The 26,602-nt window shown below is 62.1% G+C and carries 30 protein-coding genes and 1 tRNA gene; 6 read left to right on the forward strand and 25 right to left on the reverse strand.

What is annotated here, in order from left to right:
* The 3 genes from V4T21_RS06990 (at position 1) to V4T21_RS07000 (ending at position 3,998) form a co-directional block, all read left to right on the forward strand.
* Positions 1-1,125 carry a glycosyltransferase gene (locus V4T21_RS06990; protein ID WP_332714811.1) on the forward strand — a complete coding sequence of 375 codons (1,125 nt, stop codon included), beginning with the start codon at positions 1-3 and terminating at the stop codon, positions 1,123-1,125.
* Between the two features lie 75 nt (positions 1,126-1,200).
* Entirely contained in the window at positions 1,201-2,724 is a 1,524-nt protein-coding gene (locus V4T21_RS06995; protein WP_332714813.1) for an undecaprenyl-phosphate glucose phosphotransferase, read from the forward strand.
* A complete protein-coding gene (locus tag V4T21_RS07000; protein ID WP_332714815.1) occupies positions 2,721-3,998 on the forward strand; it encodes an O-antigen ligase family protein in 1,278 nt (425 codons plus the stop codon). Before V4T21_RS06995 ends, V4T21_RS07000 begins: the two co-directional genes overlap by 4 nt.
* On the opposite strand, the gene V4T21_RS07005 is transcribed toward V4T21_RS07000, so the two are convergent.
* Positions 3,995-4,237, reverse strand: coding sequence for a hypothetical protein (locus V4T21_RS07005; protein ID WP_332714817.1), 243 nt, complete (start codon positions 4,235-4,237; stop codon positions 3,995-3,997). The two genes, V4T21_RS07000 and V4T21_RS07005, sit on opposite strands and share 4 nt — an antisense overlap.
* Before the next feature lie 64 nt (positions 4,238-4,301).
* Here V4T21_RS07005 and V4T21_RS07010 point away from each other — a divergent pair.
* Positions 4,302-4,378 (forward strand) — tRNA-Pro (locus V4T21_RS07010).
* Between the two features lie 270 nt (positions 4,379-4,648).
* On the opposite strand, the gene V4T21_RS07015 is transcribed toward V4T21_RS07010, so the two are convergent.
* From V4T21_RS07015 to V4T21_RS07025, 3 genes are all read right to left on the reverse strand, one after another.
* Positions 4,649-5,041 (reverse strand): c-type cytochrome, encoded by a 393-nt coding sequence (locus V4T21_RS07015; RefSeq protein ID WP_332714819.1) that lies wholly within the window; start codon positions 5,039-5,041, stop codon positions 4,649-4,651.
* Positions 5,042-5,083: 42 nt separating this feature from the next.
* Complete coding sequence (locus tag V4T21_RS07020; RefSeq protein WP_332714821.1) at positions 5,084-5,878, reverse strand: transporter substrate-binding domain-containing protein; 795 nt, start codon at positions 5,876-5,878, stop codon at positions 5,084-5,086.
* Positions 5,879-5,949: 71 nt separating this feature from the next.
* Positions 5,950-7,668 carry a pyrroloquinoline quinone-dependent dehydrogenase gene (locus tag V4T21_RS07025; protein ID WP_332714823.1) on the reverse strand — a complete coding sequence of 573 codons (1,719 nt, stop codon included), beginning with the start codon at positions 7,666-7,668 and terminating at the stop codon, positions 5,950-5,952.
* Positions 7,669-8,131: 463 nt separating this feature from the next.
* On the opposite strand from V4T21_RS07025, the gene V4T21_RS07030 reads away from it, so the two are divergent.
* Positions 8,132-9,106: a phosphotransferase enzyme family protein gene (locus V4T21_RS07030; RefSeq protein ID WP_332714827.1), complete on the forward strand. Its 975-nt coding sequence runs from the start codon at positions 8,132-8,134 to the stop codon at positions 9,104-9,106.
* A gap of 1 nt (position 9,107) precedes the next feature.
* On the opposite strand, the gene V4T21_RS07035 is transcribed toward V4T21_RS07030, so the two are convergent.
* The 10 genes from V4T21_RS07035 to V4T21_RS07080 form a co-directional block, all read right to left on the reverse strand.
* Positions 9,108-9,866 (reverse strand): iron ABC transporter ATP-binding protein, encoded by a 759-nt coding sequence (locus V4T21_RS07035; RefSeq protein WP_332714829.1) that lies wholly within the window; start codon positions 9,864-9,866, stop codon positions 9,108-9,110.
* Positions 9,863-10,831: an iron chelate uptake ABC transporter family permease subunit gene (locus V4T21_RS07040; protein ID WP_332714831.1), complete on the reverse strand. Its 969-nt coding sequence runs from the start codon at positions 10,829-10,831 to the stop codon at positions 9,863-9,865. The genes V4T21_RS07035 and V4T21_RS07040 overlap by 4 nt, the downstream gene beginning before the upstream one ends.
* Positions 10,821-11,783: an ABC transporter permease gene (locus V4T21_RS07045; RefSeq protein ID WP_332714833.1), complete on the reverse strand. Its 963-nt coding sequence runs from the start codon at positions 11,781-11,783 to the stop codon at positions 10,821-10,823. The genes V4T21_RS07040 and V4T21_RS07045 overlap by 11 nt, the downstream gene beginning before the upstream one ends.
* Before the next feature lie 99 nt (positions 11,784-11,882).
* On the reverse strand, positions 11,883-12,812 hold the full coding sequence (locus V4T21_RS07050; RefSeq protein ID WP_332714835.1) for a siderophore ABC transporter substrate-binding protein: 930 nt from the start codon (positions 12,810-12,812) through the stop codon (positions 11,883-11,885).
* Between the two features lie 244 nt (positions 12,813-13,056).
* The gene (locus V4T21_RS07055; protein WP_332714837.1) at positions 13,057-13,551 is read right to left on the reverse strand and encodes a MerR family transcriptional regulator; all 495 of its coding nucleotides are present in this window, start codon (positions 13,549-13,551) and stop codon (positions 13,057-13,059) included.
* A 22-nt stretch (positions 13,552-13,573) separates the two neighbouring features.
* Entirely contained in the window at positions 13,574-13,885 is a 312-nt protein-coding gene (locus V4T21_RS07060) for an integration host factor subunit alpha (protein ID WP_309161541.1), read from the reverse strand.
* An 85-nt stretch (positions 13,886-13,970) separates the two neighbouring features.
* Positions 13,971-14,948: a beta-ketoacyl-ACP synthase III gene (locus V4T21_RS07065; protein WP_332714841.1), complete on the reverse strand. Its 978-nt coding sequence runs from the start codon at positions 14,946-14,948 to the stop codon at positions 13,971-13,973.
* Complete coding sequence (gene plsX, locus V4T21_RS07070) at positions 14,945-16,012, reverse strand: phosphate acyltransferase PlsX (RefSeq protein ID WP_332714843.1); 1,068 nt, start codon at positions 16,010-16,012, stop codon at positions 14,945-14,947. The genes V4T21_RS07065 and plsX overlap by 4 nt, the downstream gene beginning before the upstream one ends.
* Positions 16,013-16,120: 108 nt before the next feature.
* On the reverse strand, positions 16,121-16,660 hold the full coding sequence (locus tag V4T21_RS07075; RefSeq protein WP_332714845.1) for a YceD family protein: 540 nt from the start codon (positions 16,658-16,660) through the stop codon (positions 16,121-16,123).
* On the reverse strand, positions 16,657-17,184 hold the full coding sequence (locus V4T21_RS07080) for a ubiquinol-cytochrome C chaperone family protein (protein WP_332714849.1): 528 nt from the start codon (positions 17,182-17,184) through the stop codon (positions 16,657-16,659). Before V4T21_RS07080 ends, V4T21_RS07075 begins: the two co-directional genes overlap by 4 nt.
* A gap of 155 nt (positions 17,185-17,339) precedes the next feature.
* Here V4T21_RS07080 and V4T21_RS07085 point away from each other — a divergent pair, with 155 nt between their 5' ends.
* A complete protein-coding gene (locus V4T21_RS07085; protein ID WP_332714852.1) occupies positions 17,340-17,789 on the forward strand; it encodes an outer membrane protein assembly factor BamE in 450 nt (149 codons plus the stop codon).
* On the opposite strand, the gene V4T21_RS07090 is transcribed toward V4T21_RS07085, so the two are convergent.
* The 11 genes from V4T21_RS07090 to V4T21_RS07140 all read right to left on the reverse strand — a co-directional run bounded on the left by V4T21_RS07090 (position 17,778) and on the right by V4T21_RS07140 (position 26,591).
* The gene (locus V4T21_RS07090) at positions 17,778-18,974 is read right to left on the reverse strand and encodes an MFS transporter (protein WP_332714854.1); all 1,197 of its coding nucleotides are present in this window, start codon (positions 18,972-18,974) and stop codon (positions 17,778-17,780) included. The two genes, V4T21_RS07085 and V4T21_RS07090, sit on opposite strands and share 12 nt — an antisense overlap.
* Positions 18,975-18,998: 24 nt before the next feature.
* Complete coding sequence (nusB, locus tag V4T21_RS07095) at positions 18,999-19,487, reverse strand: transcription antitermination factor NusB (protein WP_332714856.1); 489 nt, start codon at positions 19,485-19,487, stop codon at positions 18,999-19,001.
* A gap of 3 nt (positions 19,488-19,490) precedes the next feature.
* The gene (locus V4T21_RS07100) at positions 19,491-19,973 is read right to left on the reverse strand and encodes a 6,7-dimethyl-8-ribityllumazine synthase (protein WP_332714858.1); all 483 of its coding nucleotides are present in this window, start codon (positions 19,971-19,973) and stop codon (positions 19,491-19,493) included.
* A 2-nt stretch (positions 19,974-19,975) separates the two neighbouring features.
* Complete coding sequence (locus tag V4T21_RS07105) at positions 19,976-20,599, reverse strand: riboflavin synthase (RefSeq protein ID WP_332714860.1); 624 nt, start codon at positions 20,597-20,599, stop codon at positions 19,976-19,978.
* A 4-nt stretch (positions 20,600-20,603) separates the two neighbouring features.
* Positions 20,604-21,695 (reverse strand): bifunctional diaminohydroxyphosphoribosylaminopyrimidine deaminase/5-amino-6-(5-phosphoribosylamino)uracil reductase RibD, encoded by a 1,092-nt coding sequence (gene ribD, locus V4T21_RS07110; protein WP_332714862.1) that lies wholly within the window; start codon positions 21,693-21,695, stop codon positions 20,604-20,606.
* Entirely contained in the window at positions 21,692-22,171 is a 480-nt protein-coding gene (gene nrdR / locus V4T21_RS07115) for a transcriptional regulator NrdR (RefSeq protein ID WP_332714864.1), read from the reverse strand. The genes ribD and nrdR overlap by 4 nt, the downstream gene beginning before the upstream one ends.
* A gap of 4 nt (positions 22,172-22,175) precedes the next feature.
* The gene (gene glyA / locus V4T21_RS07120) at positions 22,176-23,474 is read right to left on the reverse strand and encodes a serine hydroxymethyltransferase (protein ID WP_332714867.1); all 1,299 of its coding nucleotides are present in this window, start codon (positions 23,472-23,474) and stop codon (positions 22,176-22,178) included.
* A 240-nt stretch (positions 23,475-23,714) separates the two neighbouring features.
* Positions 23,715-23,912 carry a DUF6898 family protein gene (locus tag V4T21_RS07125; RefSeq protein ID WP_332714869.1) on the reverse strand — a complete coding sequence of 66 codons (198 nt, stop codon included), beginning with the start codon at positions 23,910-23,912 and terminating at the stop codon, positions 23,715-23,717.
* Positions 23,912-25,189, reverse strand: a complete 1,278-nt coding sequence (locus V4T21_RS07130) for a L,D-transpeptidase family protein (RefSeq protein ID WP_332714871.1) — start codon at positions 25,187-25,189, stop codon at positions 23,912-23,914. Before V4T21_RS07130 ends, V4T21_RS07125 begins: the two co-directional genes overlap by 1 nt.
* A gap of 225 nt (positions 25,190-25,414) precedes the next feature.
* Positions 25,415-25,918, reverse strand: coding sequence for a transcriptional regulator LdtR (gene ldtR / locus V4T21_RS07135; protein WP_309161561.1), 504 nt, complete (start codon positions 25,916-25,918; stop codon positions 25,415-25,417).
* Between the two features lie 283 nt (positions 25,919-26,201).
* Complete coding sequence (locus tag V4T21_RS07140) at positions 26,202-26,591, reverse strand: DUF6163 family protein (RefSeq protein WP_332714874.1); 390 nt, start codon at positions 26,589-26,591, stop codon at positions 26,202-26,204.
* Between the last annotated feature and the right edge of the window lie 11 nt (positions 26,592-26,602).

The raw sequence follows: 26,602 nt of genomic DNA on the forward strand, positions 1-26,602 counted from the left end.
TTGGCCCAGCCTCCGCTGCGGATATTGCAGGTCATGCGCTCACCGGTGGGTGGGCTGTTCCGGCACGTCGCCGATCTGACCAAGGCGCTCAGCGAACGCGGCCATCTTGTTGGGATCATTGCCGATAGCGGAGCGGGCGACGCGCAGTCCGATGCCAAGCTCGTGTCGCTGGAAGCCTCCGCCGCCCTGGGCGTGCATCGTTTTCCGATACCACGCCTGTTGGGCGTCCATGATTTTTCGACCCCGCTCAAGATCAGGTCGCTCGCCCGTTCGCTCGATATCGATATCCTTCACGGCCACGGCGCCAAGGGAGGTTTCGGTGCCCGCGTCGCGCGTCTCGCCGGCCGCCGGCCGGCTACCGTTTACACCCCCCACGGCGGTGCGCTTCATTTCAATCCGCGCACACCGGCGGGGGGCATTTTCATGGCCATAGAGCGCGCCCTGCTCAGTGCCACCGACGCGCTGATCTTCGAAAGCGCCTATGCGCAACGGATTTTTGTCCAGCATGTGGCCAAACCCGGCCGCAGGCAGGAGGTCATTCACAACGGGCTGGCCGATTCCGAATTCGAAACCGTCCGCCCCGCCGCCAATGCCGCCGATTTCGTATTCATCGGCGAGTTGCGGCTGCTCAAGGGAATCGATCTGATCGTTGACGCGCTGGCGCCCCTGCGGCGTGCCGACGGAAGCCCCGCAACCATCGTCATGGCCGGCGATGGGCCGGACGCGGGAGCATTGCGCGAAAAGATCGCATCATTGGGTCTGGAGCAGCGGGTGGTGCTGGCGGGCGTGCAACCGGCGCGGGAAATGTTTGTCCGTGGGCATTGCGTGTTGGTGCCTTCGCGTGCCGAGTCCCTGCCCTATATCGTCATGGAAGCCGCCGCCGCCGGCAAGCCGATCATCGCGACCGACGTCGGCGGCATCGGCGAGATTTTCGGGCCGACCGCCGACCGGCTCATCACGCCGGACAATGTCGATGCCCTGCGGCAAGCCATGGCCTCGTTCCTGGCCGACCCCGAAGGCATTGCATCGGAAAGCGATTTGCGCCGCACATTCGTAGAAGCCCAATTCTCGCTTTCGAATATGGTGGACCGCATCGAAGCCCTTTACCGCGATCTCTCAACCTGATTCATCGTTTTTCACCGAGTCTTCACTTCTCCCCCGCATATTGCGCCGTCTATTTCCAGCAGCATCAGCGGGGGGATGCTCTTGTTTCGGGTCGACGCCAAGCAAGCCGTGCTCAGCCATATTTCCACCGGCGCGGACACTGCCGCCGGTGCGCTCGGTCCGGATGCGGAAGCGCTGGTGCACGCCTCCAGCGAACCGGGCATCTCGCACAAGGTCGTCACCGGTTTTGCGCAATTGTTCGAAACCGGACTGCTGCTCGTGCTCGGTCTGGGCATCTACCTCGCCTATCTGGGAGGCACGAACGCCGCGATCTACCTGCCGCTCTCGCTCGGCATCGTCGTTGCAGCCAATGTCGCCTTCAACATCGCCCGCACGCATCGCATCGCCGCGTACCGCACCGGCGTAAAGCAGATTTTGCAGGTTCTCGTCGGCTGGACGGGCGTGTTCCTTCTCGTCGTCGCGGGGCTGTTCATCTTCAAGGCGGGCGATCTGGTATCGCGCGTATGGCTCGGTAGCTGGTTCGCCTCGGGCGCGCTGCTGCTGGTCATCTACCGTTTAGTGGTGCGTTCTGTCGTTCTCGACTGGTCGGCAAAGGGTCGTCTGCGGCGGCGCACGGTGATCGTGGGCGGTGGCCCGGTGGTGGAAACGCTTGTCGCTGCGATCAGGCAGGCGGCTGCCAGCGATGTGGAACTGATCGGGCTGTTCGACGACCGCGACGACGAACGCTCGCCTAGGGCAATCGCCGGCCTCAAGAAACTGGGCCGGGTTGCCGATCTCGTCGAATTCGCCCGACGCGCCCGGATCGAACTGGTCATCGTTTCCATGCCGCTTTCGGCGGAAACGCGCGTGCTCGAAATGCTCAAGCAGCTCTGGGTCCTGCCGGTCGATATCCGGCTCAGCGCCCATATGAGTAAGCTGCGTTTCACCGACAAGACCTATTCCTATGTCGGCGACCTGCCGGTTTTTGACATTGCCGACCGGCCAATTTCCGACTGGAACCTCGTGTTCAAGTGGATCTTCGACAAGGCCGTGGCGCTGCTGGCGATCATTGCGCTTTCGCCGGTGATGCTGGCGACGGCCATCGCCGTCAGGACGACCAGCAAGGGACCGGCCCTGTTCCGGCAGAAGCGCCACGGGTTCAACAACGAGTTGATCGAGGTCTATAAGTTCCGCTCGATGTACACGGACATGGGTGATGCCAGGGCCGCCAAGCTGGTCACCCGCGACGATCCGCGCGTCACGCCCGTGGGGCGCTTCATCCGCAAGACCTCCATCGACGAATTGCCCCAGCTCTTCAACGTGCTCAAGGGCCAGCTTTCCATCGTCGGTCCCCGCCCCCATGCCCTTGAGGCCAAGGCGGCCAACAGGCTCTATCACGACGCCGTCGACGGCTATTTCGCGCGCCACAAGGTCAAGCCGGGCATCACCGGCTGGGCGCAGATCAACGGCTGGCGCGGGGAAACCGACACCGTCGAAAAGCTGATGGCCCGCGTCGATCACGATCTCTACTACATCGAGAACTGGTCGATCCTGCTCGATCTCTACATTCTGGCGATGACCCCGGTGTCGTTGCTCACCAAAAACGAGAACGCGTTTTGACCGTCGCGCTGCCGGGCGCCGACGAGGCGGGCCGCCGCCTTCTCGGTCAGGCCTGGGTCGGCGGTTCCGCCCGCAAGGCGCTCGGCTTCATCGTCGCGCTGTGGATATTTTCCGGCGGCTTCGTGATCGTCGAGCCTTCGCCCTATGAGGTGATGTTCATCATCGCGTTCACCGTCGCGCTGGCGGGCGGACTCAAGCTGCATCGCGATACCCTGCCGGTGCTGATCATCACGCTCGCCTTCGCGCCATTTGCGCTCATTTCACCGTTTTTCATGCGCTATCAGGGTGTGCTCGATGGGTTGATCTTCAACCTCGTCACCATTTTCCTTCTCATCACAAGCTATTTCGCCGCCAATTTCGTCGCTCAATCCCCACACACCCATATGCGGCTGATCGCCAAGGCCTATGTCGCCATCGCAGTCATCACCGCGCTCGTGGGGGCCCTAGCCTATATCGGAATACTGCCCGGCGAAGATTTTTTCCTGCGCTTTGGGCGCGCCAAGGCATTCTTCAACGACCCCAATGTCTATGGCCCCTTCCTGATGCTCCCAGCGGCGATCGTCCTCCAACGCACGCTTTTGGGCACCGGACGGGCCGCGCTGTGGAACGGGCTGGCCTATCTCGTGATCTTCATAGGCGTTTTCGTCAGCTTTTCGCGTGGCGCGTGGGGCCATCTGGCCGCGACCTCGCTGCTGGTCTTTGCCATGGCTTTTTTTCTCGAAGCCTCGGCCCGTGAAAAGGTCCGGCTGCTGCTGATTGCCATCGGCGGCATCATGGTTCTGGCGGCGGCGATGGCGGTGCTGTTATCCATCCCGGTCGTCGCCGAGCTTTTCGCCCATCGCTTCACGCTCACCCAGAGCTACGATACAGGGGAAACGGGGCGGTTCGGCCGCATCTGGTACACGCTCGATCTGGCGCTCAACAATCCCTGGGGAATCGGCCCGCTCGAATTCGGCTATCTGCGCATCAGCGAACAGCCGCACAACACCTATACCAATGTGCTCCTCACCTATGGCTGGGGCGGTGCGCTGGCCTATTACGTGCTGGTGGGCTGGACGCTGCTGATCGGCGGCAAGACGCTGTTCCGGCCGTCACCGCACCGGACATTGCTCATTCCGGTCTTTGCCACCTTCGTGCCCATGATTCTGCTCTCGGGAATCATCGACACCGATCACTGGCGGCATTGGTTTTTAGTGACGGGCCTCGTCTGGGGCATTTGCGCCGCCTATGGCGCGCCCGACCGGTCCGGCGGCGCTGCGCGCTTCCTGCCTTAGAAGACTTTCCTCATGATCCAGACCGCGGCAATAAACACGGTCACCACCACCAGAATCCAGAACAGCACCAGCAAAGCCACGGCTCCCAGCAGCGCGCCAAGCGCGTCCCAGAAGCCCACGGTGCCGATAAGGATGGCGAGCAATACGATCAACAGGATAGGCATGGAAAAACGATCCCCCGGTTCAATTGTCGATAAACGACGGAGATAGCCAGGCGTTCCTTCCAGATCGCGCTTCAACGGTCAATTTTCAGGAACAGAACCCTTGCGCTCGTCATCGCGATTGGATAGGTGAGAGGCCAATCGGGGCGTAGCGCAGCCTGGTAGCGCATTTGTCTGGGGGACAAAGGGTCGTCGGTTCAAATCCGGCCGCTCCGACCATCATTTCCGTTACCGTCCCGGGCTTTCGGCATTATCGCCGGATATGCCCGGGATGGAACGAAACGGAAAGATCGGCGCCGTGTGGCACGGTGCCGAACCGAAAGTCCCACCAAAACTCCCATCGATGTCGCTGATTCGTCCATGCGGACGATTCACACCCGCCCCGCCGGCCTGCTCCTCGCCGCGGTCTGCGTGCCCGAGCTTTGGCGGGCAAGAAGCCAGCCCGCGCAATGAGACGCGGCCCGACACGAAGTGCCGGGCCGGCTTTTGCTATTGAGCGAATTCGGAAGGCCGGATCGTAGCCAGCACCTCTTCGTCGGCCGGCAATTCCTCGGTGCCGGTCGGCATGCCGTTTTCGGTCGCGAGATAGGCGATGATGTCGGCATATTGCTGCGCGGTAAGGCTGCCCGGAGCATCGCCGGGCATGGTGGTCGAGATGAACCCGTAAAACTGCCCCGCCGAAGGGAAGCTCTTGAAAATCGACACGATGTCCGTGCCATGGCAGGTCGCACATCTCTGCTGATAGGTCGATTGACCGCGCTCTACCTGCTCGGGCGTAACCCAATCGCCGCCGGCGGCGTCCTGCGCCACCGCATTGGCCGCGAAGCCGAGCGCGGCTGCGCAGACGACAGCGGCGAGGCCTGAAATCGAAGGGTTTCTCAATTCATTCTCCTTGCACTTTCAATGAAACTCGTCGGAAACCGGTCATGGGACGCCGTATCCCATCTCGGTGACCAGGGCGGGAATCGTTCCGTCCGCCCGCAGCACGGAAATGGCGTCGCCCAAAAGGTCCCGCAGATAGGTGTCGCGGCTCAGCAGCGCCATGCCTATCGGTTCAGGCTCGATCGTCGGCGCCGTCAGTTCGGAAACGAAAATTCCGCTGTCGGCGAATTCGTCCTCGAGCAGCGGCACCGCGTAATTGGGAATGATGCCCGCCTCGAGCCGGCCCTGGGCGATGGCGCGCAGGATGTTCTCGGGCGTGTCGTAAGGTATGCGGACGATATCGGCGCCCCCGCCCATCGCCCGAGCGAAGGTCATGTCGGCCTGGGACAGCATGATCGATCCCACCCGCGAGCCGGCCGGCAGATCAAACGGGCTGGTTGCACCCTCTATGGTCGCGGCCAGAACGTAGCTGAGTTCGAAATAGGACCGGGTGACGGTCAGCCATTCGGGCAATGGCCGCCAGTTGAGGCTGGTGCCCATGGCCGCGTCACAATCGTCCATGAGGCTTATGAAAAGCTGTTCCTCAAACTGCTCCTGCGAGCCCGAGCTGACCTGGCGAACCTCGAAGAATTCGGCCTCCAGCAGATGAAGTCCGGCGATTTGCGATGCGATGGCCCGGTCGAGCTCCACCATGGGGCTGTCGGACCAGACGCAGAAGATCAGCCGATTGCCGCGATCGCGGATTGCGCCCTCGTAGAAATCGCGCTGCACCATGGGCTGCGCGAGGGCGACCGATGCGGCGAGCATTGCTGAAAATGTGATCGACAGGCGGAGCATGCCCAAAATCCAATGGAAACGGTCGGGCCGTCCGCCGCCGATTGGCAAGCGGCGGACGGCCCATAAAGCGGCTAGTCAGTCTCCGGGAGCGCGAAGACGAACAGATTGTTGCCGCTCATCGGGTGGCGGATGTCGGGAACCAACGCCGCCTGTGCACGCGGGCTGCCGCCACCGAGGCCGGTGGGGATGGCGATATACTGCGTGCCATCGACCTCATAGGTGACCGGCATGCCCTGCACGGACTGGGACAGACGCACTTCCCACACCACTTCGCCGGTTTCGGCATCGAACGCCTTGAAGTAGCGGTCGAGGTCGCCGGCAAAGATCAGGCCCGATTCGGTCGACAGGATTCCGGTGAGGAACGGAGCGTGCTGCTCATGGCTCCAGACGGTTTCCAGCGTATCGACATCGACGGCCGCAAGCAGACCCTGGCCGCCTGCGTCCGGCATGGGCGCAAAGGTGCGGAACCCGCCGGTGCCGCCGCCGCCGACCACCGGCTCCACTTCACGCGCGGTGAAGTTCATGCAGCTCTGGCTGAGCGGCATATAGAGAGTGCGCAGGTCGGGATTGAACGCCATCGGGTGCCAATCCTTGCCGCCGGCCGTGCTCGGGCACGAGAAGATCGGCGTTTCGAAATCGACAGGGATCTGCTCGGGTCGAACGGTGGCCTGACCGGTTTCCTCATTCACGTCGAAGACGTTCTGGAATACCATTTCGCGGTGATCGATATATTCGCCGGTCTCGCGGTCCATGACCCAGAGAATGCCGCTCTTGCCGATCTTGTAGAAACGCTTCTCGCCGTCGACATCGACGAAGACATGCTCGAACGCATCGTCGAGATCGAGCGTCTCGCCAGGGAGATACTGGTGATACCAGAGTATTTCCCCATTGTCGGGATCGAGCGCCAGAGTTGAGTTGGTGTAAAGCGCTTCGCCTTCATGCCCGCGCCCCACGCTCGTCCAGGGATAGGCCTGGCCGGTGGCGCACAGGATGATGTCCTGCTCTTCGTCATACGAGCACGGATGCCACACGCTGCCGCCGGCACGCAGGAAGTCGGGGGCATCGCCCCAGGTGTCGCCGCCCTCTTCTCCTTCGATGGCGACGGTATAAGTGCGCCACAGCTCTTCGCCGGTTTCGGGATCGTGCGAGACGACGTAGCAGCCCGTCCGTTCCTCGCGGAACACACGGCAATCGGTCAGCCCGGAGATGACCTGCCCCTTGACGATGGTGGGACCGGTACTGAAACCGACCTTGTAGTCCTCCCAGACCTCCATCTCGACGTCCCAGGCGACTTGCCCGGAAAAGGCGTCGAGCGCCACCACGTGGGCATCACAGGTCGAGGTGAAGACGCGCTCGCCATAGAGCGCGATGTTGCGCGTCGCGCCCGACGTGCCGTGGCACGCGTCTTCGGGCAGCTCGCGCTTGTACTCCCAGAGAAGATCGCCAGTGACCGCATCGAGCGCCTGGATGACGTCGCGCGCGCCCGCCAGGAACATGATCCCGTCATAGACCAACGGGGTCGATTCGAAAGTGCCCGGCTCGACGTTCCACGACCATGACATGCGCAGGTCGGAAACGTTTTCCGGGTTGATCTGGGTCAGCGGCGAATGGGCCCAGCTATCGCGCGTGCGACGCCAGTTCAGCCAATCCCCGTCATCGGGGTTGGCAAACATTTCGTCAGTGACAGGAACGAAATCTGCCCAAGGGTCGGCCGCGGCCTCCTGGGCGGGCAGGCTGGTGGCGCTCGCTGCCGTCAGCAGCAGGGCCATAGCCAGAATACTATGTCTCATCTTCTCCTCCATGCCCTTGGATATGCCTTGACCGGGAAGCCGGGCATCACAGGAGCCGGCAACGCGATCGTCCGGGCTGTCGGAAAGGGCGGCCCGGCAGCCTGGAGCGATTGCTCGAAGAGCGCCTGACGGTCCGCTCGTGAAAGCATGCCGACGGCGCGAAATCTGGCTCAGGAAAGCTGCCGGTGCCTTCCTGCCATTTCCTGCCTTGCCCGCCGTCCTCCCGACGGCCGCGCTCGGCTTTACAAATCGAAGTATCCCGCCTTGATCTACTCACGGTCAACTTCCAATAATCACTTCACTTGCGAGTTAAACTCTTTCGCTTTTCAGTTATTCGACATATAATCCAAATATTGTCTCTTATAATAATATGAAAATATAAGCAGCTATCCCCGTGCTCGCTATTTCCGCGTGACATCTGCCGCTACGGCGTTCAATAACGCGGGCAATCAGGGGATATGGAATGAACGACGCATGGGGCGGGCTGGCGACAGCCCTGGGGAGTTGGCCGGATTTTGCGGGCAGCGCTCTCGAACTCATCAATCTTTCGGAAAATCACACATTCAGGCTCGATCTTCCCACGGGCGGCCGGGCGGTTCTGCGGGTTCATCGTCCCGGCTATCATTCGCGGCAGGGCATCGAGAGCGAATTGGCCTGGATGCAGGCCCTGCGCAGCCAGACGGGTCTCTTCACGCCCCGCCCCCTGCCCGGCTGCGACGGCCAACTGGTGCAGGAGGGCCCGTTCCGCGGTGAAACGCGGCACATGGTGGCCTTCGCATTCGAGGAGGGCGAAGAACCGCAGGTCGGCGACGATCTGGCGCCGGTGTTTCACCAATTGGGTTCGCTGGCCGCCCAGTGCCATCTCCACGTCATCGGCTGGACGCCTCCGGCGGGTTTTACGCGCCATGTGTGGACCGCCCGCACGATCCTCGATCCCGATGCGACCTGGGGCGACTGGCGGGCAACTCCCGGTGTTATCGGCGAAACGCGCCAGGTACTCGACAAGCTCAACGGGCGGCTACGGGAATTGCTCGACACCTACGGCATGAGCAGGGAACGCTTTGGGCTGATCCACGCCGATATGCGACTGGCCAACCTCCTGGTTTCCGACGGACAGACCCGGCTTATAGATTTCGACGACTGCGGCTTCTGCTGGTTCGGCTATGATTTCGGTGCGGCGGTTTCATTTTTCGAGGAAAGCGAAACCATCCCGGCTCTCCGCGCCGCCTGGCTCGCCGGCTATCGCACCCATCGGCCGTTCAGCCGCGAGGACGAAGCCATGCTCGACGTCATGGTGCTCCTGCGGCGCATGGCGTTGCTGGCATGGATCGAAACGCATCCGGAGGCCGAACCGGCCCAGCAACTCAGGGCTCGCTACGCGCGGGAATCGGCGGAAATGGCCGAACGGTTCCTTTCGACCGGCACGATAGACCGTTAGATCAATCGTAGAACAGCGACACCCGGTGCCCGCCGATCTCATGGACGTTGATGTCCATGTCGTAGATTTCCTTGAGCGCCTCGGCATTGATGATGTCGTTTTTCGACCCGTGGCGGACGACCTTGCCGTTCTTCATCGCAATGATGTAGTCGGAGTACCAGGACGCGAAATTGATGTCGTGGAGCACTAGCACCACTGTCTTGCCCAGGTCGCGGCAGGCGCGTTGCATGAGCTTCATCATGCCCATCGCATGCTTCATATCGAGATTGTTGAGCGGCTCATCGAGCAGCACATAGTCGGTGTCCTGGCACAGGACCATCGCAACGAAAGCCCGCTGGCGCTGGCCACCGGAAAGCTCGTCCAGGAACCGGTGCCGGAGCTCGTCGAGATTGAGATAGGAGATCGCCTGGTCGATATGCCCCTTGTCCTCGATCGTCATCCTGCCCTTCGAATGGGGATAGCGGCCGAAGGCGACGAGGTCCTGCACCGTCAGGCGTGCCGTCATGTGGTTGTCCTGGCGCAGGATCGACAGGCGCTTGGCGAGGACGTCGCTGGGCGTGTTGGACACGTCCATGCCATCCACCGTCACCGTCCCCGCGTCCATGCCCAGAAGGCGCGAAACGATCGAGAGCATAGTCGACTTGCCCGCCCCGTTCGGTCCGATGATCGAGGTGATGCCGCAGGCGGGCAGCTCGATCGACACATCGTCCACCACCGCGGTATCGCCATAATATTTCTTGAGGCCGGAGGTGATGATCATCGGGCCGCTCCCCGCAGGATAAGAATAATGAAGACGAGGCCGCCCAGGAACTCGACGATGATGGACAGCGCCGTATCGAACTCGAACACGCGCTCGAACACCGTTTGACCGCCCACCAGCGCGATCACGCCGAGCAGCGCCGCCGCAGGCAAGATGTATTTATGCTTGGACGTGCCGACAAGCCCATGAGCGAGGCTCGCCACCAGCAGTCCAAAAAACGTGATCGGCCCCACCAGCGCCGTCGATACCGAAACCAGCACGGAAACCATCACCAGGATGATGACGACGGTGCGCTTGTATTCAACCCCGAGATTGATCGCCGTGTCACGGCCGAGCGAGAGTACGTCGAAGGTGTGCCCCATGCGCCAGAGGATCAGGGACACGATCAGGATCAGGGCAAAGGCGACCCAGAGCAGCGTGGTATCGATGGTCGAAAAGCTCGCAAAAAAACTGTCCTGCAGCACCTGAAACGCGTTCGGGTCCAGCAGCCTTTGCATGAAGTTCGAGAGGCTTCGGAAGAAGATGCCGAACACGATGCCCACGAGGACCAGCAGATGCAGGCTCCGGCCCTCGTTGAGGAACAGCCATTGAAACAGCAGCCATGAGAAAGCGATCATCATAACCACTTCGATGCCGAACTGGGCATAGGGGTTAATGAGCGCCAGCACCTGTGGGCCGAGGAAGAAGACGAGCGAGGTCTGAAGGAGAATATAAAGCGCGTCGAACCCCATGATGGACGGGGTGAGGATGCGGTTGTTGGTTACCGTCTGGAACAGCACCGTCGAAATCGCGATGGCGTAGGCGACCAGCATCAGCCCGATCAGCTTGCGGCCCCGGAAGGGAATGATGAAACTCCAGCTTCCCTTGGCGCCGAGCGTCATGAAGCAGACGATCGAGACCAGCGCGATAACCGCGAGGATCACAAGCACGATCGTGGGACGCGACCAACGCAAATCACGCAGCATTGTGACGCTTCCTTAGCAGCAGATAAAGGAACAGCCCGCTGCCGATCACCCCGACGACGACGCTGATCGGAATTTCATAAGGGAAGCGGATAAGGCGGCCGACGATGTCGCAGGCGAGCACGAACGCCGCTCCGAGCACGGCCACCCAGGGCACCGTGCGGCGCATGTTGTCGCCGATCATCAGGCTGACGACGTTGGGAACGATCAGCCCCAGAAACGGGATCGAGCCCACGGAAACGAGCACGACCGCGCTCACGATCGAGACGATGATCAACCCCAGCGTCATCACGCGCTTGTAATTGAGCCCCAGATTGGTCGTGAAATCCTCGCCCATGCCGGCCACCGTGAACCTGTCGGCGGCGATATAGGCCATGATCGTACCCGCAAGGCCGAACCACAAAAGCTCGTAGCGGCCGCGCAGCACGCCCGAGAAATCGCCCATATTCCAGGCCAGCAGCGAGGGCAGCAGATTGTAGCGGTAGGCAAAAAAGCTGGCGACGGCCCCGATCACCCCACCGAGCATGATGCCCACCAGTGGCACCAGCAGGACGTCGCGCAGGGGGACGAAGCGCAAGATGCGCAGGAACAGCGCCGTCCCCGCCAGCGCGAAGACCGCGGCCACCAGCATCTTGGCCATCAGCGGCCATCCCGGCGCGAGAAGCGTGACGACGAGAAAGCCAAGCGTGGCCGATTCGGTCGTCCCCGCCGTCGAAGGCTCGACGAAACGGTTGCGGACGATCATCTGCATGACGAGGCCGGCGATGGCCAGCGACGAACCGGCGAGAAGTATGGCCAGCGTGCGCGGAATCCGGCTCATGACCAGCACCTGCATGGGCCGGTCTTGGGCGCTCGACGAGAGCAGCGCCCCCAGCGACACGTCGCTGACGCCAATAAAAAGACTGACGATCGCTAAAACGATCGTCAGCACGATTCCGACTATGAGAAGCCGCACGTTAGCTTGCCCGTCGATCAAGGCCGGACCAGGCGGTCCGGACGGAAAAGAACAAAGCCCGGCGACGGGAGTCGCCGGGCGTTATGGATGTCTGCCGGATCACTCGGCGCTGTTGTAGCCGTCGATCACCTGATCGAGCATGGTCATCAGGCCGGTGTAGCCGTGCATGGTGATATAGGCGGCCTGCGGATCGAGATAGATGATCTGGTCGTTCTGCCAGGCAGTGGTCTCGTGCATCAGTTCGTTGTCGAGCAGGGCAGCGGCGGCGCCTTCATTGCCCACGCCCGCGTCGCGATCGACGACGAACAGCCAGTCGGGGTTGGTTTCGAGCAGGAACTCGAAGGAGATACCGTCGCCGCCGTGGTCACCGTCCTCGACGTCGTCCATCACCGACGGAATAGCCAGTTCGTTGTGAACCCAGGCCACGCGCGAATCCGGGCCGTAAACGCCCAGATTTCCGGCATTGGTCACCAGAACCAGCCCAGTGCCCTTGCCTTCGGCGGCGGCGCGGGCTTCCTCGACCTTGGCGTCGAGATCGGCGATCAGTTCGGCGGCGCGGTCTTCGACACCGAAGATTTCGCCAAGCTGGGTAAGGTTCGCTTCCACACCAGCAACGAGGTCGGCGTTATTGACCGACATATCGATGGTCGGTGCAATTTCGGAAAGCTGGGGATAGGTCGAGGCCGAGCGGGCGGCGACGATCACGAGATTGGGCTGTTCGGCTGCGATCGTTTCGAAATCGGGCTCAAAGAGCGAGCCGACATTGACGAGGTCGTCGGTCACGAGGTCGGCAAGGTAGCCCGGAGCGTTGGAGCCCGGAGCGCCGGCGACGTGCACGCCGAGCGCATTGAGATTGTCGAAGGCCGCCCAATCGATGGTGAAAACCTTTTCGGGCGTGCCGGAAATGGTGGTTTCACCCTGCGGATGGGTGACAGTGATGTCCTGAGCGGACGCTCCAGCGGTGAGGGCGAGCGAGGCTGTAAGGGCCAAAGCGGCAGTCGCGGTGCGGAAAACAAGCGATATCGTCACGATGACATTCCAATCAATTGACTAGGGCTCGGCGTCCAAAATCGGTCGCGTCGTCCACCATTTTTCATCCCGCCACGCCCTCGCCTGGAAATCCCAAAACCGAAGACGCCTGCAGGCGTCCATCGCCGGCTGTAAACCCAACCGGACACCGCAGGTTATTAGGCGGCCCCGCCCGGCCCGTCAACATTCCTGATCGTAACTATCATCTTAATCTTTCGGCTACCCCGGCCGGCACTGCCGGGCGTTACCCGCGGGCCTTGTCGAGCATGAGCTTGGAAGCCGCGAGCGTGTCGAGAACCGCGTTGAGTTCATCCCGTTGCCGCGACGAGAGCCCGAACCCTTCCCCCGACGGGGCAGCGATCTGCGGTTGCGGCTCGAGAGAGATGGAATCGACATCGACAAAGTCGACAGCGTCGTCATCCCCTGCCGGTTCCATCTGCGGTTGGGGAGATATGGGCTGGATGGAGCCGGTCTCGCCGATGGCGATGACGTGCTTGGCGCCCTGCTCCTTGAGGATGCGCTGCACACCCTTGATCGTGAAACCCTGATCGTACAGCAGGTGCCGGATACCCTTGAGCAACTGCACGTCGTCAGGCCGGTAATAACGCCGCCCGCCGCCGCGCTTCAAAGGTTTGATCTGGTTGAACCGGGTCTCCCAGAAGCGCAGAACATGCTGTGGCAGGTCCAGTTCGTCGGCCGCTTCGGAAATTGTCCGGAAGGCGTCTGGCGATTTGTCCAACGACGTTCTCCGGTAAAAACGTTTATTTACCAGACCGAACCATAGATTTGTTGATCTTGGATTTCAAGACATTGGACGGTTTGAACACAAGAACCTGCCGGGGAAGGATCGGAACCTCCTCGCCAGTCTTGGGATTCCGGCCAATTCTTTCGTTCTTGGAACGGACCTGGAAGGAGCCGAATGAGGACAATTTGACGTTGTCGCCGTCGGCCAGTGAGTCGCTTACGATCTGCAATACGCGTTCCACGAGTTCCGCCGATTCGGTACGCGACAGCCCCACAGATTGATAAACCGCCTCGGCCAGATCGGCGCGAGTCACCGTTTTTCCCGACATGATCTTCCCCTCAACCTTATTGAAGCCCGCGAGCCAGCCCCCAAGATTTCAACCACTTAACGCCCAAAACGAAGCGCGGTCAACTCTACCAGCGAATGAGAGCCGCACCCCAGGTAAACCCGCCGCCCATCGCTTCGATCATCACGAGGTCGCCCTTCTTGATACGACCGTCCTCGCTCGCCTCCCAAAGCGCAAGCGGGACGGAGGCGGCAGAGGTATTCGCGTGCCTGTCCACGGTGACCACCGTCTTGGCCTCGGGGATGCCGAGCTTGCGGCCCGCGCCATCGATGATGCGCTTGTTGGCCTGGTGCGGAATGAACCAGTCGAGGTCGTCGGTGGTCTTGCCGGTCTTTTCCAGCACGTCCTCCACCACGTCGGAAATCATGCCAACGGCATGCTTGAAAACCTCGCGCCCTTCCATGCGGACGTGTCCGATCGACCCCGTCGCCGAAACGCCGCCGTCCACATAAAGCTTTTCCCAATGGCTGCCGTCCGTGCGCAGGCTCGAAACCAGCACGCCATCCTCGGGCGCATCGTCGGACACCTCGCGCGCTTCCAGGATCATCGCCCCTGCCCCGTCGCCGAACAGCACGCAGGTGGCGCGATCCGTCCAGTCGAGAATGCGCGAGAAGACCTCGGCGCCCACGACCAGGGCCCGCTTGCCCAATCCGGTCCTCAGATAGCTGTCGGCGGTCGCGACCCCGAACACGAAGCCCGAGCAGACCGCCTGCACGTCGAACGCAGTACCATGCGTAATGCCGAGCTTCTGCTGCAGAATCGCGGCGGTCGCAGGGAACGTCCTGTCCGGCGTGGTCGTACCCACGATGATCAGATCGATATCGCTTGCCTCAAGGCCCGCGTTGTCGAGCGCGCGACGCGCCGCGACCAGCGCCAGATCGGAGGTTACTTCGCCCTCGGCGGCGATGTGGCGCTGGCGGATGCCGGTGCGCTGCACGATCCACTCATCGGAGGTGTCGACGATCTTGGCCAGGTCGTCATTGGTCATCACACGCTCGGGCAGATATCCGCCGATGCCGCGCACAACAGATTGGATTTTGGTCACGCGGAAGGTGCCTCCAGATTGGACAGGTCCGCTGGCACAGCCAGCTTGGGGAAGTTCTTCACACCTTCCCCGATCTTGGCGATGAGATCGTTACGCGCCATGTCATAGGCAAGGCTCAGAGCGCTTTTGTATCCGATTTCGTCGGTGCTACCATGGCTCTTGATCACGACACCATTGAGGCCGAGGAACACACCGCCATTGACCGTGCGCGGGTCCATCTTCGAGCGGATGGCGTTGAGGGCCTGCCGCGCGAACAGCGCGCCCAGCATGCTCATGAACGAGGATTTCATGGCGTCACGCAGATAGGTGCCCACCTGCCGCGCCGTGCCCTCGGCGGTCTTGAGCGCGATATTGCCGGTGAACCCTTCGGTCACGACCACATCGACAGTGCCCTTTCCCAGATCGTCGCCCTCGACGAACCCCTTGTAGGTAAAGCCGGCGCCCGAACTTTCGCTCAGGATCTTGCCCGCATCCTTGACCCATTCATTGCCCTTGGCCTCTTCAACCCCGACATTGAGCAGCCCCACCGTCGGGCTTTCGATATCGAAGACGGCCCGGGCCAGCGCCGCGCCGAGAATGGAAAAATCCACGAGCTGCTGCGCATCGGCGCCGATGGTGGCCCCTACGTCCAGCACGATGATATCGGATCGAAGCGTGGGCCAGATGGCCGAAATCGCAGGCCGGGAAATGCCTTCCATGGTCCTGAGGCAAAACGTGGCCATGGCCATCAGCGCCCCGGTGTTGCCACCCGAAATCGCCACCGCCGCCTCGCCGTCCTTGACCGACTGGATGGCCGCCCACATCGATGAATTGCCCCGGCCCTTGCGCAAAGCCTGGCTGGGCTTGTCGTCCATGGTGATGACGGTTTCGCTGTGGCGAATCTCGGAAACCGCGCCAAGTTCGGGAAATTCAGCCATCAGTGGTTTGATGGCTTCTTCGCGTCCGTGAAAGATGAAGCGCGCGTCGGGGCGCTCGCGAAGCAGGAGTTTTGCCCCATGGAGGGGTGCGCGCGGCGCATTGTCTCCGCCCATCGCGTCAACGGAGATCGTTATCGTTTCACTCATTGCGTGCCTTAATGCTGCCCGTCTAAGCGCACCGGATTCTCCGTGGGCGCTCACCATAGTCAATGAACTTCGTCGTGCAAGGGTGTCAACCGGATCGCTTGGAGACACTCAATCCTTTTTGAGAGCCTTGAGCGCTGCAAAGGGCGAAAGTTCGGCGGGATCGTCCCCCGCCATGTCCTCGGGCAATTCGGCTCCGGGCTTGCGAGGATAGAGGTCGATCGCCAGGGCGAAAACCTCGAGAACCAGATCGGCAAGATCGATTTCGTTGCCTTCGAAATAGTCGGGCAGGTCGTCATCCTCGAGGTTGACGAAAATTTCGGCGCCGGCCGTCGCCTGGCTCGCCGCATCCTGGCCGGGCAGGAAAATCCGGTCGATAGGCTCATCGATCGCCTGGGTCACCGGATCGCCGGTCACAACGCAAGGCTGGACCACCGTGCCGGCCACATTTCCCTGTGCGCGGATACCGCCGCGAAACCGGCTGGCCGTCACCTTGGCCGAAAAATCGGTGACTTCGCTCACCCTGAACCGTTCGGCCAGCGCTTCGCGCTGTCCCGCGTCGGTTTCGATGGTGACCACCCGTCCGTCAGTGGGAATCTTGTCGACCTTGACGACGGCATCGAGGTCGATTTCGACTGGGCTTGCACTCATTTCGGTTCTCCGAACGTCACCTTGCCGTCCATGATGTCCTCGACCCTCTGGGTTTCGAGCAGATCGTCGCAAAGCAGGATGTAATCGGCAAACTTGTCGGCGGCCTCATGGGTTCCGCCGGCGTGGAAGTTGCGCGAGACGAACGCGACAAGCCGCGTACGGTCTCCGGCATCGAGAATCTCGGAAAGGTTGGACAGCATGCCGTAAAACAGCCCACCCATCTTTTCGATGCGCTTGCCGATCGAGAGATCGCCGACGCCCATTTCCCGCAACGAACGATCCATGTCGGTAAAAAAGCAATCGAACACGTTCTGGGAGAAGGCCCTGGTCTGCGCCTCGCGCGAGCGCAGCCTGCGAAAGACCAGCGCGGCGTGGAGCGAAATCATGTCGAACCGTCCGGTCAGCGTGTCGGCCACGCCCCAGTCGGCATAGAAAATCTCGCGCCGGGATTGCGCCACAATGGCGTTATAGACGGCGTAAACGGGTTCGGTGAGCTTGGTCTTGCGGAAAAGGGACAGGATCATTTCGTCTCGGTCTCGAGGGCGAGAAAATCGGCCGGTCACATATTGAAATATATTGGCCGCTTGCCAGAGTCGTGCCTTGACGGCTAAACAACACGTAAAAATCCCTGGCGCATTGTCGCGAGGCTATAGTCGAGAGAGCTGAGGAAAGTCAATTCATGACCGTGCGTTCCGCCCTTGTCCGCCTGTCCCCCCTCGCCGCCGCCGTCGCGGTCGGCCTGACGCTTTCGGCCTGTTCGGGGTCGGGGCTCGTTGCACAGCGCACGCAGGGTTATGTTCTCCCCGCCGACGCGATTGCCCAGATCAGGCCCGGTTCGAGCCAGGATTTCGTCCGCGTCGTCCTCGGCTCGCCGCAAACGACGTCGACCTTCGGCGGCGAAACCGCCTGGTACTATGTCGAGACCAAGGTCAACCAGACAGCGTTCGGGTTGACCTCCGTCGAAGAGCGCACCGTGCTCGCCGTCTATTTCGGCCCCGACCGTCGTGTCACCGACCGCGCGCTCTATTCGCTTGAAGACGGTCGCGTGTTTGCCATCGAGCAGCGCCGCACCGGTTCCTTCGGCGAAGACCGTAACTTCCTGCAAACGCTGCTGGCTTCAGCTCTCTGAGGCCAGCGCCGCGCGGCGCTTGGCTCCCCTGCCCCGCAAATCCGCCCATCCGAGCAAAAGGATGGCGGCGACGGCTATGGGCATGGCGATCAGGTTGACCATTTCCCAGCCGAACAGGTTGAGCAGCACGCCCGCACCGATGGATGCGAGCGCGTTGGCGCCGAAGACGAGCTGTTCGTTGATGGCTTGAACCCGCGCGCCCTCTTCGGCGCGATAGGCGTTCGAGAGCATCACGGTCGATCCGATAAAGCCGAAATTCCAGCCCACGCCGAGCAGGACGAGCGCCATATCGAAATGCAGCGTCGTGATCCCCGTCAGCGATGTCCCGGCGCTGGCGATAATCAGCAGCAGCCCGATTCCCACCGTCAGATGCGGCCCGATCCGGCCGATGATCGCGCCCGTTATGAAGCTGGGCGCGAACATCGCCACGATGTGCCACTGGATGGAATTGGCCGCATCGGCCGGCGCGTGCCCGCACAGATGCACCATCGCCAGCGGCGCCGCCACCATCACGAAAGTCATGAGCGCAAAACTCGCCATGCCCGTCAGGATCGGTACGAAAATATCGGGGGTCCGGATCAGTTCGCCGAAAGACCGTCCCTGCTCGGCGGCCGTCTTTTTCGGCTCGCCCTTGGGCAGGCGCGTGGCGCTCAGGAGCAGCATCGAGACGAGCGAAAGCCCCGCCAGACCGATGAACGAACCCGCATAGAGGGCGTCCGGCACCGCCTCCGAGGTCAGCGACGCGAGCCTGGGCCCCAGAAAGCCGGCCAGCACGCCGCCGAACAGCACCCAGGATATCGCCCGCGCCTTGCCCTCGGGCGGCACGCTGTCGGCGGCCGCGAAGCGATATTGCTGCCCGAAGGCGCCGGCGGCGCCGATCAGCAGCATAGCGGCCGAAAAGATGATGAAGTTGTGGAGATAGAGCCCGAACGCGGCCACCAGCCCGCCCGTTCCGGCAATCGCCGCGCCCAGCACGAAGCCGCGGGTTCGTCCCACCCGATGCAGCAGGATGGCTGCCGGTCCCGCCATCAGCGCGACGCCGATAATCATCACCGTGATGGGCAGGGTCGCAAAGGCCGGGTCGAAGGCCAGCATGGCGCCCGCCAGAGCGCCCACCGCCATCACCATGCCCTGGGACGATCCCGCCACCGCCTGCGCGCCCGAGAGGAGGAGAAGATTGCGCATGGCGGCCATCGGGAATCATCCGATCTAGGGTTGGGGTCTATCCCCAGCATAGCCCTCGGAATATTTGCGCGCCACGGCGTCGAGCACGCCATTGACCATGCCGGGCACCTCGTCCTCGTAAAAGGCGTTGGCGACATCGACATATTCGCGGATCACCACCTTGAAGGGGATGTCCTTGCGCATGGTCAATTCGAACACGCCCGCCCGCAACAGCGCCCGCAGCGTCGCGTCGATCCGCGTCATCGGCCAACCGCCCTGCAGGGCGGAGTTGATCACCGGATCGAGCTTGACCTGATTTTGCACCACGCCACGTACGATATGGCGGAAATAATCGGCATCGGCGGGCAAATATTGCTCGCCTTCCAGTTCCCGCCCCAGGCGAAAGCTTTCGAACTGGCTGAGGGTTTCTTCCAGCGTCTGCTCGCCGATATCCATCTGATAGAGCGCCTGCACCGCCGCCAACCGCGCCGAACCGCGCTGGTTTGCCGGTTTGATCTCGTTATCGGTGGCCATGGCTCAGTCCTCCATCAGCCGGTTGCGCAGCGCCGCCATGGTCATGGCCGCAACCGCCGCGCCGCCGCCCTTGTCCTGCTCGCCCACCCTGGCCCGCGCCCAGGCCTGCGCCTCGTTCTCGACGGTCAGGATGCCATTGCCGAGCGCGATCCCGTCGGAGATTGACAGATCCATCAACGCCCGCGCGCTCTCGCCCGAAACGATCTCGTAATGGGTGGTCTCGCCCCGGATCACGCAGCCCAGCGCGACATAGCCGTCATAATCATCACCCTTGAGTTCGGACGCCATGGCGATCGCCGCCGGAATCTCCAGCGCGCCGGGAACGGTCAGCACGTCGAACGTGGCTCCGGCCTTTTCGAACGCCGCCTTGGCGCCTTCGAGCAGCGCATCGGCGATGTCGTCATAAAACCGCGCCTCGACGATGAGATAATGCTGTCCTTCGGCCGAGCCGGGCGCAATCGCGAAAGTGTCGCCAGAACTGGCCATGTTTAATCCTGTCGGGTTGAGTCTTGGTGGTCGCGCTCTATAAGCCGCGCCGCATAGCGCGCCATGAGATCGACTTCAAGGTTCACGACGTCGCCCACCTGATAGTCAGGCCAGTTTGTCGCGGAAAGCGTATGGGGGATCAAGTGGACCGAAAAGCGGTCGCCCTCAACCCAGTTGACGGTCAGCGACGTTCCATTGAGCGCCACCCCGCCCTTCTTGGCGATGAAGCGGCTCAAATCGTGCGGCGCTTCGAAGACGAAGGTGATCTGGTCGCCGATATCGCGGCGCTCAGTGATAGTCGCGAGCCCATCCACATGGCCTGAAACGATATGCCCGCCCAATTCGTCGCCGATCTTGAGCGAGCGTTCCAGATTGATCCGCCGCCCGGCCTGCCACTCGCCGACCCCCGTCACGTCCAGCGTCTCGCGCGCCGCGAAAACGTCGAACCAGTTGCTCTCGTCGGTTCCCTTGTCGGTCACCGTCAGGCAGATGCCCTCGCACATGATCGAGGCGCCCAAATCAATGCCCTGCGGATCGTAGCGCGTACCGATCCGCAGCCTGCGCCCGTCATTGCGGTCCTCGACGGCCAGAAGCGTGCCGATGTCGGTGATGATGCCGGTAAACATGTGCTCAAATCTTCTCGAAGGTCGTGAGCATATCGCACCCCAGCGCGCGAGTTTCAACCACGCCGAACCCCAGTCGCGCCAGACGCTCGGGCAATTGTCCATGAAGACTGGCCGGAACGCCGCCGGCCCCGACGATCACGTCACTGCTCAACAGATGAAAGCGATCGACCAGCCCAGCGTCGAGCAGAGCGTCGTTAAGCCCGGCCCCGCCCTCGACCAGCACCCGCCCGACACCCCGATCCACGAGCGCTTCAAGGGCCAGCCCGGCATCGGGATAGCCGTCCCGCCCGCCGACCCATACCACATCCGCGCGTTCGAAAATTGATTCAACTCGGCCTTTTTCCGCAACGAAAACAGTCTCTTGGATTGAATCTGTCGCGAAAAGATTCAAATTCGCCGGCAGTGCCCGCCCCGCCATAACCACCCGTAATGGTGTGCGCCCTTCCAGCCCCGGCAACCGAACGCTGAGTCTGGGATTGTCCAATCGCGCCGTCCCCGCCCCCACCATAACCGCGTCGCTCAACGCCCGCTGCATATGCGTCCAGCGCCGCGCATCCTCGCCGGTAATCGCGACATTGCCTCGGTCACGCCGCCCGATCATGCCGTCCCGCGAGACCGCCAGTTTCGCTGTGACAAATGGCCTTCCGCGCCGTACGCGCGAAAAGAACCCCTCATGCAGCCGCTCGATAGCAGCGAGCCCGCTCCCCGCCTCGACCGCGATCCCCGCCGCCCGCAGCTTTTCAATGCTCCGCCCGCCGGTACGCGGATCGGGATCGGTCGCACCGCACACAACCCGCGCCACTCCAGACGCAATGACGGCATCGACGCAGGGCGGCGTCTGCCCCCAATGGTTGCAGGGTTCGAGCGTAACATAGAGCGTAGCGCCCTTCGCCCGCTGGCCGGCCATCGCCAAAGCTTGCGGTTCGGCATGCGGCCGCCCGCCCGGCGCGGTCACCCCACGCCCCAGGACGATCCCATCGGCAGAAACCACGATCGCCCCCACTGTGGGGTTTTCCGCCGTCGTCCCGCGATAGGGCATGGCGATACGAGCCGCCGCCTCGAGCCAGCGCAGATCGGCTGGCGCGAGGTCGTTCAACCCTCGTCCTCGGGAAGCGCGGGCTCGTCGGTGTCCATTTCGGTGAGGAACGACTGGAAGTCGTCGGCGCTCGAAAAGTTCTTATAGACCGACGCGAACCGGACGAACGCCACGTCGTCGAGCCCCTTGAGCCCATCCATCACATATTCGCCGATCTGGTCCGAGGTCACCTCGGCATCGCCGAGACTTTCGAGTTGCCGGACGACGCCCGAGATCATGCGCTCCGCCGTCTCGGGGTCGACCTGCCGCTTCCTCAGCGCCGTATAGACCGACCGCGCCAGCTTCTCGCGGTCGAACGGCACCTTGCGGCCCGATTTCTTGACCACGGTCAAATCACGGAGCTGCACCCGCTCGAACGTGGTGAACCGCCCGCCGCAGCCGTTGCAAACCCGGCGACGGCGGATGGCGTTGGAATCCTCGGTTGGCCGGGAATCCTTGACCTGCGTATCGTCGTTCCCGCAATAGGGGCAGCGCATGAGCTTATCCGTAGATGGGGAATCTGGCGGTCAGTTCGAGAACCTTTTCCTTGACCTGCGCCTCAACGGCCCCGTTGTTGTCCTCGCCATTGGCGGCCAGCCCGTCGATCACCTCGACCATGAAGGCGCCGACCTGACGGAACTCCTCGGTGCCGAAGCCGCGAGAGGTTGCCGCCGGCGTCCCGACGCGGATACCGGACGTGATCGCCGGCTTTTCCGGATCGAACGGCACGGCGTTCTTGTTGCAGGTGATGAAAGCACGTTCGAGCGCGGCTTCCGTCGCCTTGCCGGTCACCTTTTTGGGGCGAAGGTCCACGAGCATCAGATGGTTGTCCGTTCCGCCCGTCGCGATCTCCAGCCCACCCTTGACCAGCGTATCGGCCAGTGCCTGGGCGTTCTCCACCACCTGCCTGGCATATTGCTTGAATTCAGGCGTCAACGCCTCGCCGAACGCAACCGCCTTGCCGGCGATCACATGCATCAGCGGTCCGCCCTGGATGCCGGGGAAAATCGCAGAATTGACCTTCTTGGCGATGGCCTCGTCGCTGGTGAGGATCAGCCCGCCGCGCGGCCCGCGCAGGGTCTTGTGTGTCGTGGTCGTCGCAACATGAGCGTGCGGGAAGGGGCTGGGATAGACACCCGCGGCGACCAGCCCGGCCACATGCGCCATGTCCACGAACAGATACGCCCCCACCTCGTCGGCGATCGCGCGGAATTCCGCCCAGTCGAGAATGCGCGAATAGGCAGAGAACCCGGCCACGATCATCTTGGGCTGATGTTCCTTGGCAAGCTGGCGCACCTGATCCATGTCGACCCGCCCGTCCTGCTGGCGCACGCCGTACTGGATGGCGTTGAACCATTTGCCCGACTGGTTGGGCTTGGCGCCGTGGGTCAAATGCCCGCCGGCATCCAGGCTCATGCCCAGAATGGTGTCGCCCGGCTGCAGCAGCGCCTGATAGACGCCCTGATTGGCCTGCGAGCCCGAATTGGGCTGCACATTGGCGAAATCGCAGCCGAACAGTTCCTTGGCCCGGTCGATGGCGAGCTGCTCGACCACGTCGACGAACTGGCAACCGCCGTAATAGCGCCGTCCGGGATAACCCTCGGCGTATTTGTTGGTGAGTACCGAGCCCTGGGCCTCGAGCACCGCCTTGGAAACGATATTCTCCGAAGCGATCAGCTCGATCTCTTGCTGCTGGCGACCCAGCTCATCGGCAATCGCCTTGGCGACGACCGGATCATGGTCGGCAATCGTGCGGGTGAAGAAATCAGGGAAAAGCGGTGCTGTCCCGGTGGCGCTCATCGGCAAACCCTCGACCTGTTGCAGAAGCTATGAATGGCAAGCAAGCGCGATCCGCATAGCACGGGCACCCAAGCGATTCCAAGCAAAGATAAGGCATGCGGCAGAGTGGAAGCATCGCTCGGACGACAAGCTGATGGAATTGGCACAGCCCCGCCTAAAAAAACCCACTGTCATTCCGCGATTTATTCCCGGATTCCAGCAACGGCGCTCCCACAACCGCTGATTACGCCATTGTGCCTCTCAGCGCCCCTTTTCCGTTTCCAGCCGCCGGCGCAGCTTGGCGAGCGCAAGATTTTTCATCTGCATCTGGGTCGCGCTGGCCGGCGCGATCGCGACGACCTCGATCCCGGTCAGGACGTCGATCGCCGCCACGCGAACCTGCGGCCCGGCCTGGTGAAACTCAAAGAGCACTTCCCGGCCGGGTTGCCGATCGTTCATCAGGCGTTGATTTCAGGGAAATCGACCTTGCCCTGCGCATCGAACTCGTAAACGTCGTCACGGAAGCTCACGACGCCATTGCGGTTCGCCCATGCCGTAAAATACGTCATGAAGATCGGCACGGGGTTGCTGACGCTGGCGTCGACCCGCTCGCCGGAGGCGAAGTGCGAATTGACGTCGATGATGTCGTAGCTGGAATCGCGGAGAATCCAGGCGACGAACTCGGCGACGTCGGCAACGCGCACGCAGCCCGACGAATGGAAGCGCGCATTTTCCGAGAAAAGGCCCTGCTGGGGCGTATCGTGCAGGTAAACCGCGTGGGGGTTGTGAAAATTGATCTTCACATGGCCCATCGAGTTCTGCACGCCCGGGTCCTGGCGGAAAGTGTAGTTGACGGCCTGCTCGGTGTTCCAGTCGATGGCCGTCTGGGGCACCTCGTTGCCGCTGCCGTCGAAAATGCGGATCGAATATTCGTTGAGATAGTTGGGGTTGTCGCGCACCAACTGGATGATATCGCGCCGGATGATCGAGACGGGCACCGTCCAATAGGGATTGAAATTGATCTGGTGGATGCGGCTGCGCAGGATCGGGGTCTGACGATCGATCTTGCCGACCACCGCCGTATGACGGCGCCCCACCTGCCCGGCCTCGATGGTCTCGATGGCCGCTGCCGGGATATTGACGTTGACGTAGCGGTTTTCCAGACGCCCTTCGAGCCCGCGCACTCGCTCGATGTTGAGCTTGATCTGGTTGAGCCGCGTTGCCGCCGGCACCTTCATCGCCCAATAGGTGTGCTCGTCGACCATGCCGTTGATCTGCAGCCCGTGACGCGCCTGGAAGCCACGCACGGCGGCGTCGAGCTGGGCGTCGAAGCGCTCGGACAACGGCGTTTCGCGCGGCAGGTCGCCCGTGTGGGCCAGATAGGTGCGCAGATCGTTCACCGGCGCCCGGTCCGAGCCCAGGCCCAGCCGGAAGATCGATTCCGGAACGTCCGGCCACCCGCCGATGGAGGTCAGCCGCTCGTAATATTCGGCCACGCGCTGGAGGTTGAATTCGGTATCCACCGAAACGATGGGGTCAGTGCCCCCGATCGCGTCCATCGCCTGGCGCGAATTGAGCTCGAGTTCTTCCTGCGTCACCGTGGGGCGGCGGCCGCCCATCAGATTGCCCAGGATCGACTGGGACAGGGCCGGCATCGGGAACGCCGCAGAGGCGGCAAGCGCCGTCATGCCGGTCACGACGGAACGCCGATTGAGTTTTCCTTGTGTGTCGCGCATTTGCCTAAGTCACCCATCGAGAAAGCGGTAGAGCCGATAGATCTTTTGCCTCTGTTCGGGGCTCACCACAATGCCCCTCCCCGGACTTTGATCGTCGCTGATTTTCGCAAGCGTCATATATCGGCAATTGCCCGCTAAAAAGAGTTTGCGGCGCAAATAAGAAACGCCGGCCTTTCGACCGGCGTTTGATTTTCCAGTGTGGCGTCGATACCACAAGCAAACCGCTTAAAGCTTGTAGAGGATCTGGTCGACCCAGAAGCGTTCCAGACGCGAGAGGGCGGTGTTGAGACCCGAGAAATCCGATTCGCCCAGGCCGCCGACCTTCTCGATCGAATTGAGGTGGCGTTCGTAGAGCTCGTCGATCACTTCGGCCACTTCCTCGCCCTTGGGCGTCAGCCGGATGCGCACCGAACGGCGATCGGTCTTGGAACGCTCCTGGAAGATGTAGCCGGTTTCGACGAGCTTCTTGAGATTGTAGGAAACGTTCGAGCCCAGATAGTAACCGCGCGTGCGCAGTTCGCCGGCCGTCAGTTCGCTGTCGCCGATGTTGAACATGAGCAGCGCCTGGACGGGGTTGATGTCGTCCCAGCCCATGCGGTCGAACTCGTCCTTGACCAGGTCGAGAAGCCGGCGGTGCAGACGCTCGACGCGAGAGACCGCCTCGAGATAAAGCGGCTTGAGACTCTGCCGGGGAGCGTCTGCCTTTGCAGCGGAAAGATTGTTAGCCATTGGTTCTGCCTCACTGTATTTTTTAGCGCGATTTTTCGCGTCTGTGAGGGCAACCTACCGCCCCCGCCTCAAGATCGGTTTAAGAGACACGCTTAATGGTATCTTACGGGAAAACTTGGCGTTTTTAGGTTTTCAGAATCTTACACCCGTATCGAAAACGCTAACCTTTACGGGTCGTTGCACACCTCCGCCATCCGCACGGCCCTTGGGATTGCAGGCACGCGGCACGGTTCCGCGCAACGCGCGCCGATGCACGGTAAGGACGGGCTGGAGCTGTTTGGGATCAGTCGGCGATTTGCCGTCGGGCAGCCATCTGGGCAAAAACGAGCAGCGCAAAAGTTGCCAGCATGACGGCAAGTTTGAAGATAAAGCCCCACAAACTGAGACTAACCCACGCGCTGCCCGCGAGATAAAGCACGATCTCCACGATCAGCGATCCGGCAAGCACGACGGCGCCCCAGCGCGCGTGTATCCACAATCCCACCGCCGCAAAGAGTCGCATCAGGCTCAAGCCGGCCAGTAGCAGGAAGCCGACGACGCCGAGGGTGACGATGGGACTTGTCGGTCCCGTGCCCAGGCCGAGCAGGCGCGTTGCATCGCCCAGCCCCATGAACAGGCTGGCCAGTGCCAATACGCGGGCAAAAAACCCGGCAGGTTCGACTCTGAAATCCATGGAAGAATCCC

Origin of the sequence: Pelagibacterium mangrovi, assembly GCF_036662815.1 — a bacterium.
GTDB lineage: Bacteria > Pseudomonadota > Alphaproteobacteria > Rhizobiales > Devosiaceae > Pelagibacterium > Pelagibacterium mangrovi.

Excerpts from the sequence above, each read along its gene's own strand:
- V4T21_RS07085 (WP_332714852.1), top strand. The coding sequence starts at position 17,340 with ATGACCGTGCGTTCCGCCCTTGTCCGCCTGTCCCCCCTCGCCGCCGCC.
- V4T21_RS07040 (WP_332714831.1), bottom strand. The coding sequence starts at position 10,831 with ATGCTGCGTGATTTGCGTTGGTCGCGTCCCACGATCGTGCTTGTGATC.
- V4T21_RS07130 (WP_332714871.1), bottom strand. The coding sequence starts at position 25,189 with ATGCGCGACACACAAGGAAAACTCAATCGGCGTTCCGTCGTGACCGGC.
- V4T21_RS07035 (WP_332714829.1), bottom strand. The coding sequence starts at position 9,866 with ATGATCATCACCTCCGGCCTCAAGAAATATTATGGCGATACCGCGGTG.
- V4T21_RS07060 (WP_309161541.1), bottom strand. The coding sequence starts at position 13,885 with ATGTCGGGAAAAACGGTGACTCGCGCCGATCTGGCCGAGGCGGTTTAT.
- V4T21_RS06995 (WP_332714813.1), top strand. The coding sequence starts at position 1,201 with ATGCTCTTGTTTCGGGTCGACGCCAAGCAAGCCGTGCTCAGCCATATT.
- V4T21_RS07025 (WP_332714823.1), bottom strand. The coding sequence starts at position 7,668 with ATGAGACATAGTATTCTGGCTATGGCCCTGCTGCTGACGGCAGCGAGC.
- V4T21_RS07125 (WP_332714869.1), bottom strand. The coding sequence starts at position 23,912 with ATGAACGATCGGCAACCCGGCCGGGAAGTGCTCTTTGAGTTTCACCAG.
- nusB (WP_332714856.1), bottom strand. The coding sequence starts at position 19,487 with ATGGCCACCGATAACGAGATCAAACCGGCAAACCAGCGCGGTTCGGCG.
- ldtR (WP_309161561.1), bottom strand. The coding sequence starts at position 25,918 with ATGGCTAACAATCTTTCCGCTGCAAAGGCAGACGCTCCCCGGCAGAGT.
- V4T21_RS07080 (WP_332714849.1), bottom strand. The coding sequence starts at position 17,184 with ATGATCCTGTCCCTTTTCCGCAAGACCAAGCTCACCGAACCCGTTTAC.
- plsX (WP_332714843.1), bottom strand. The coding sequence starts at position 16,012 with ATGAGTGAAACGATAACGATCTCCGTTGACGCGATGGGCGGAGACAAT.
- V4T21_RS07105 (WP_332714860.1), bottom strand. The coding sequence starts at position 20,599 with ATGTTTACCGGCATCATCACCGACATCGGCACGCTTCTGGCCGTCGAG.
- V4T21_RS07100 (WP_332714858.1), bottom strand. The coding sequence starts at position 19,973 with ATGGCCAGTTCTGGCGACACTTTCGCGATTGCGCCCGGCTCGGCCGAA.
- V4T21_RS07140 (WP_332714874.1), bottom strand. The coding sequence starts at position 26,591 with ATGGATTTCAGAGTCGAACCTGCCGGGTTTTTTGCCCGCGTATTGGCA.
- V4T21_RS07090 (WP_332714854.1), bottom strand. The coding sequence starts at position 18,974 with ATGCGCAATCTTCTCCTCCTCTCGGGCGCGCAGGCGGTGGCGGGATCG.
- V4T21_RS07075 (WP_332714845.1), bottom strand. The coding sequence starts at position 16,660 with ATGAGTGCAAGCCCAGTCGAAATCGACCTCGATGCCGTCGTCAAGGTC.
- glyA (WP_332714867.1), bottom strand. The coding sequence starts at position 23,474 with ATGAGCGCCACCGGGACAGCACCGCTTTTCCCTGATTTCTTCACCCGC.
- V4T21_RS07030 (WP_332714827.1), top strand. The coding sequence starts at position 8,132 with ATGAACGACGCATGGGGCGGGCTGGCGACAGCCCTGGGGAGTTGGCCG.
- nrdR (WP_332714864.1), bottom strand. The coding sequence starts at position 22,171 with ATGCGCTGCCCCTATTGCGGGAACGACGATACGCAGGTCAAGGATTCC.
- V4T21_RS07020 (WP_332714821.1), bottom strand. The coding sequence starts at position 5,878 with ATGCTCCGCCTGTCGATCACATTTTCAGCAATGCTCGCCGCATCGGTC.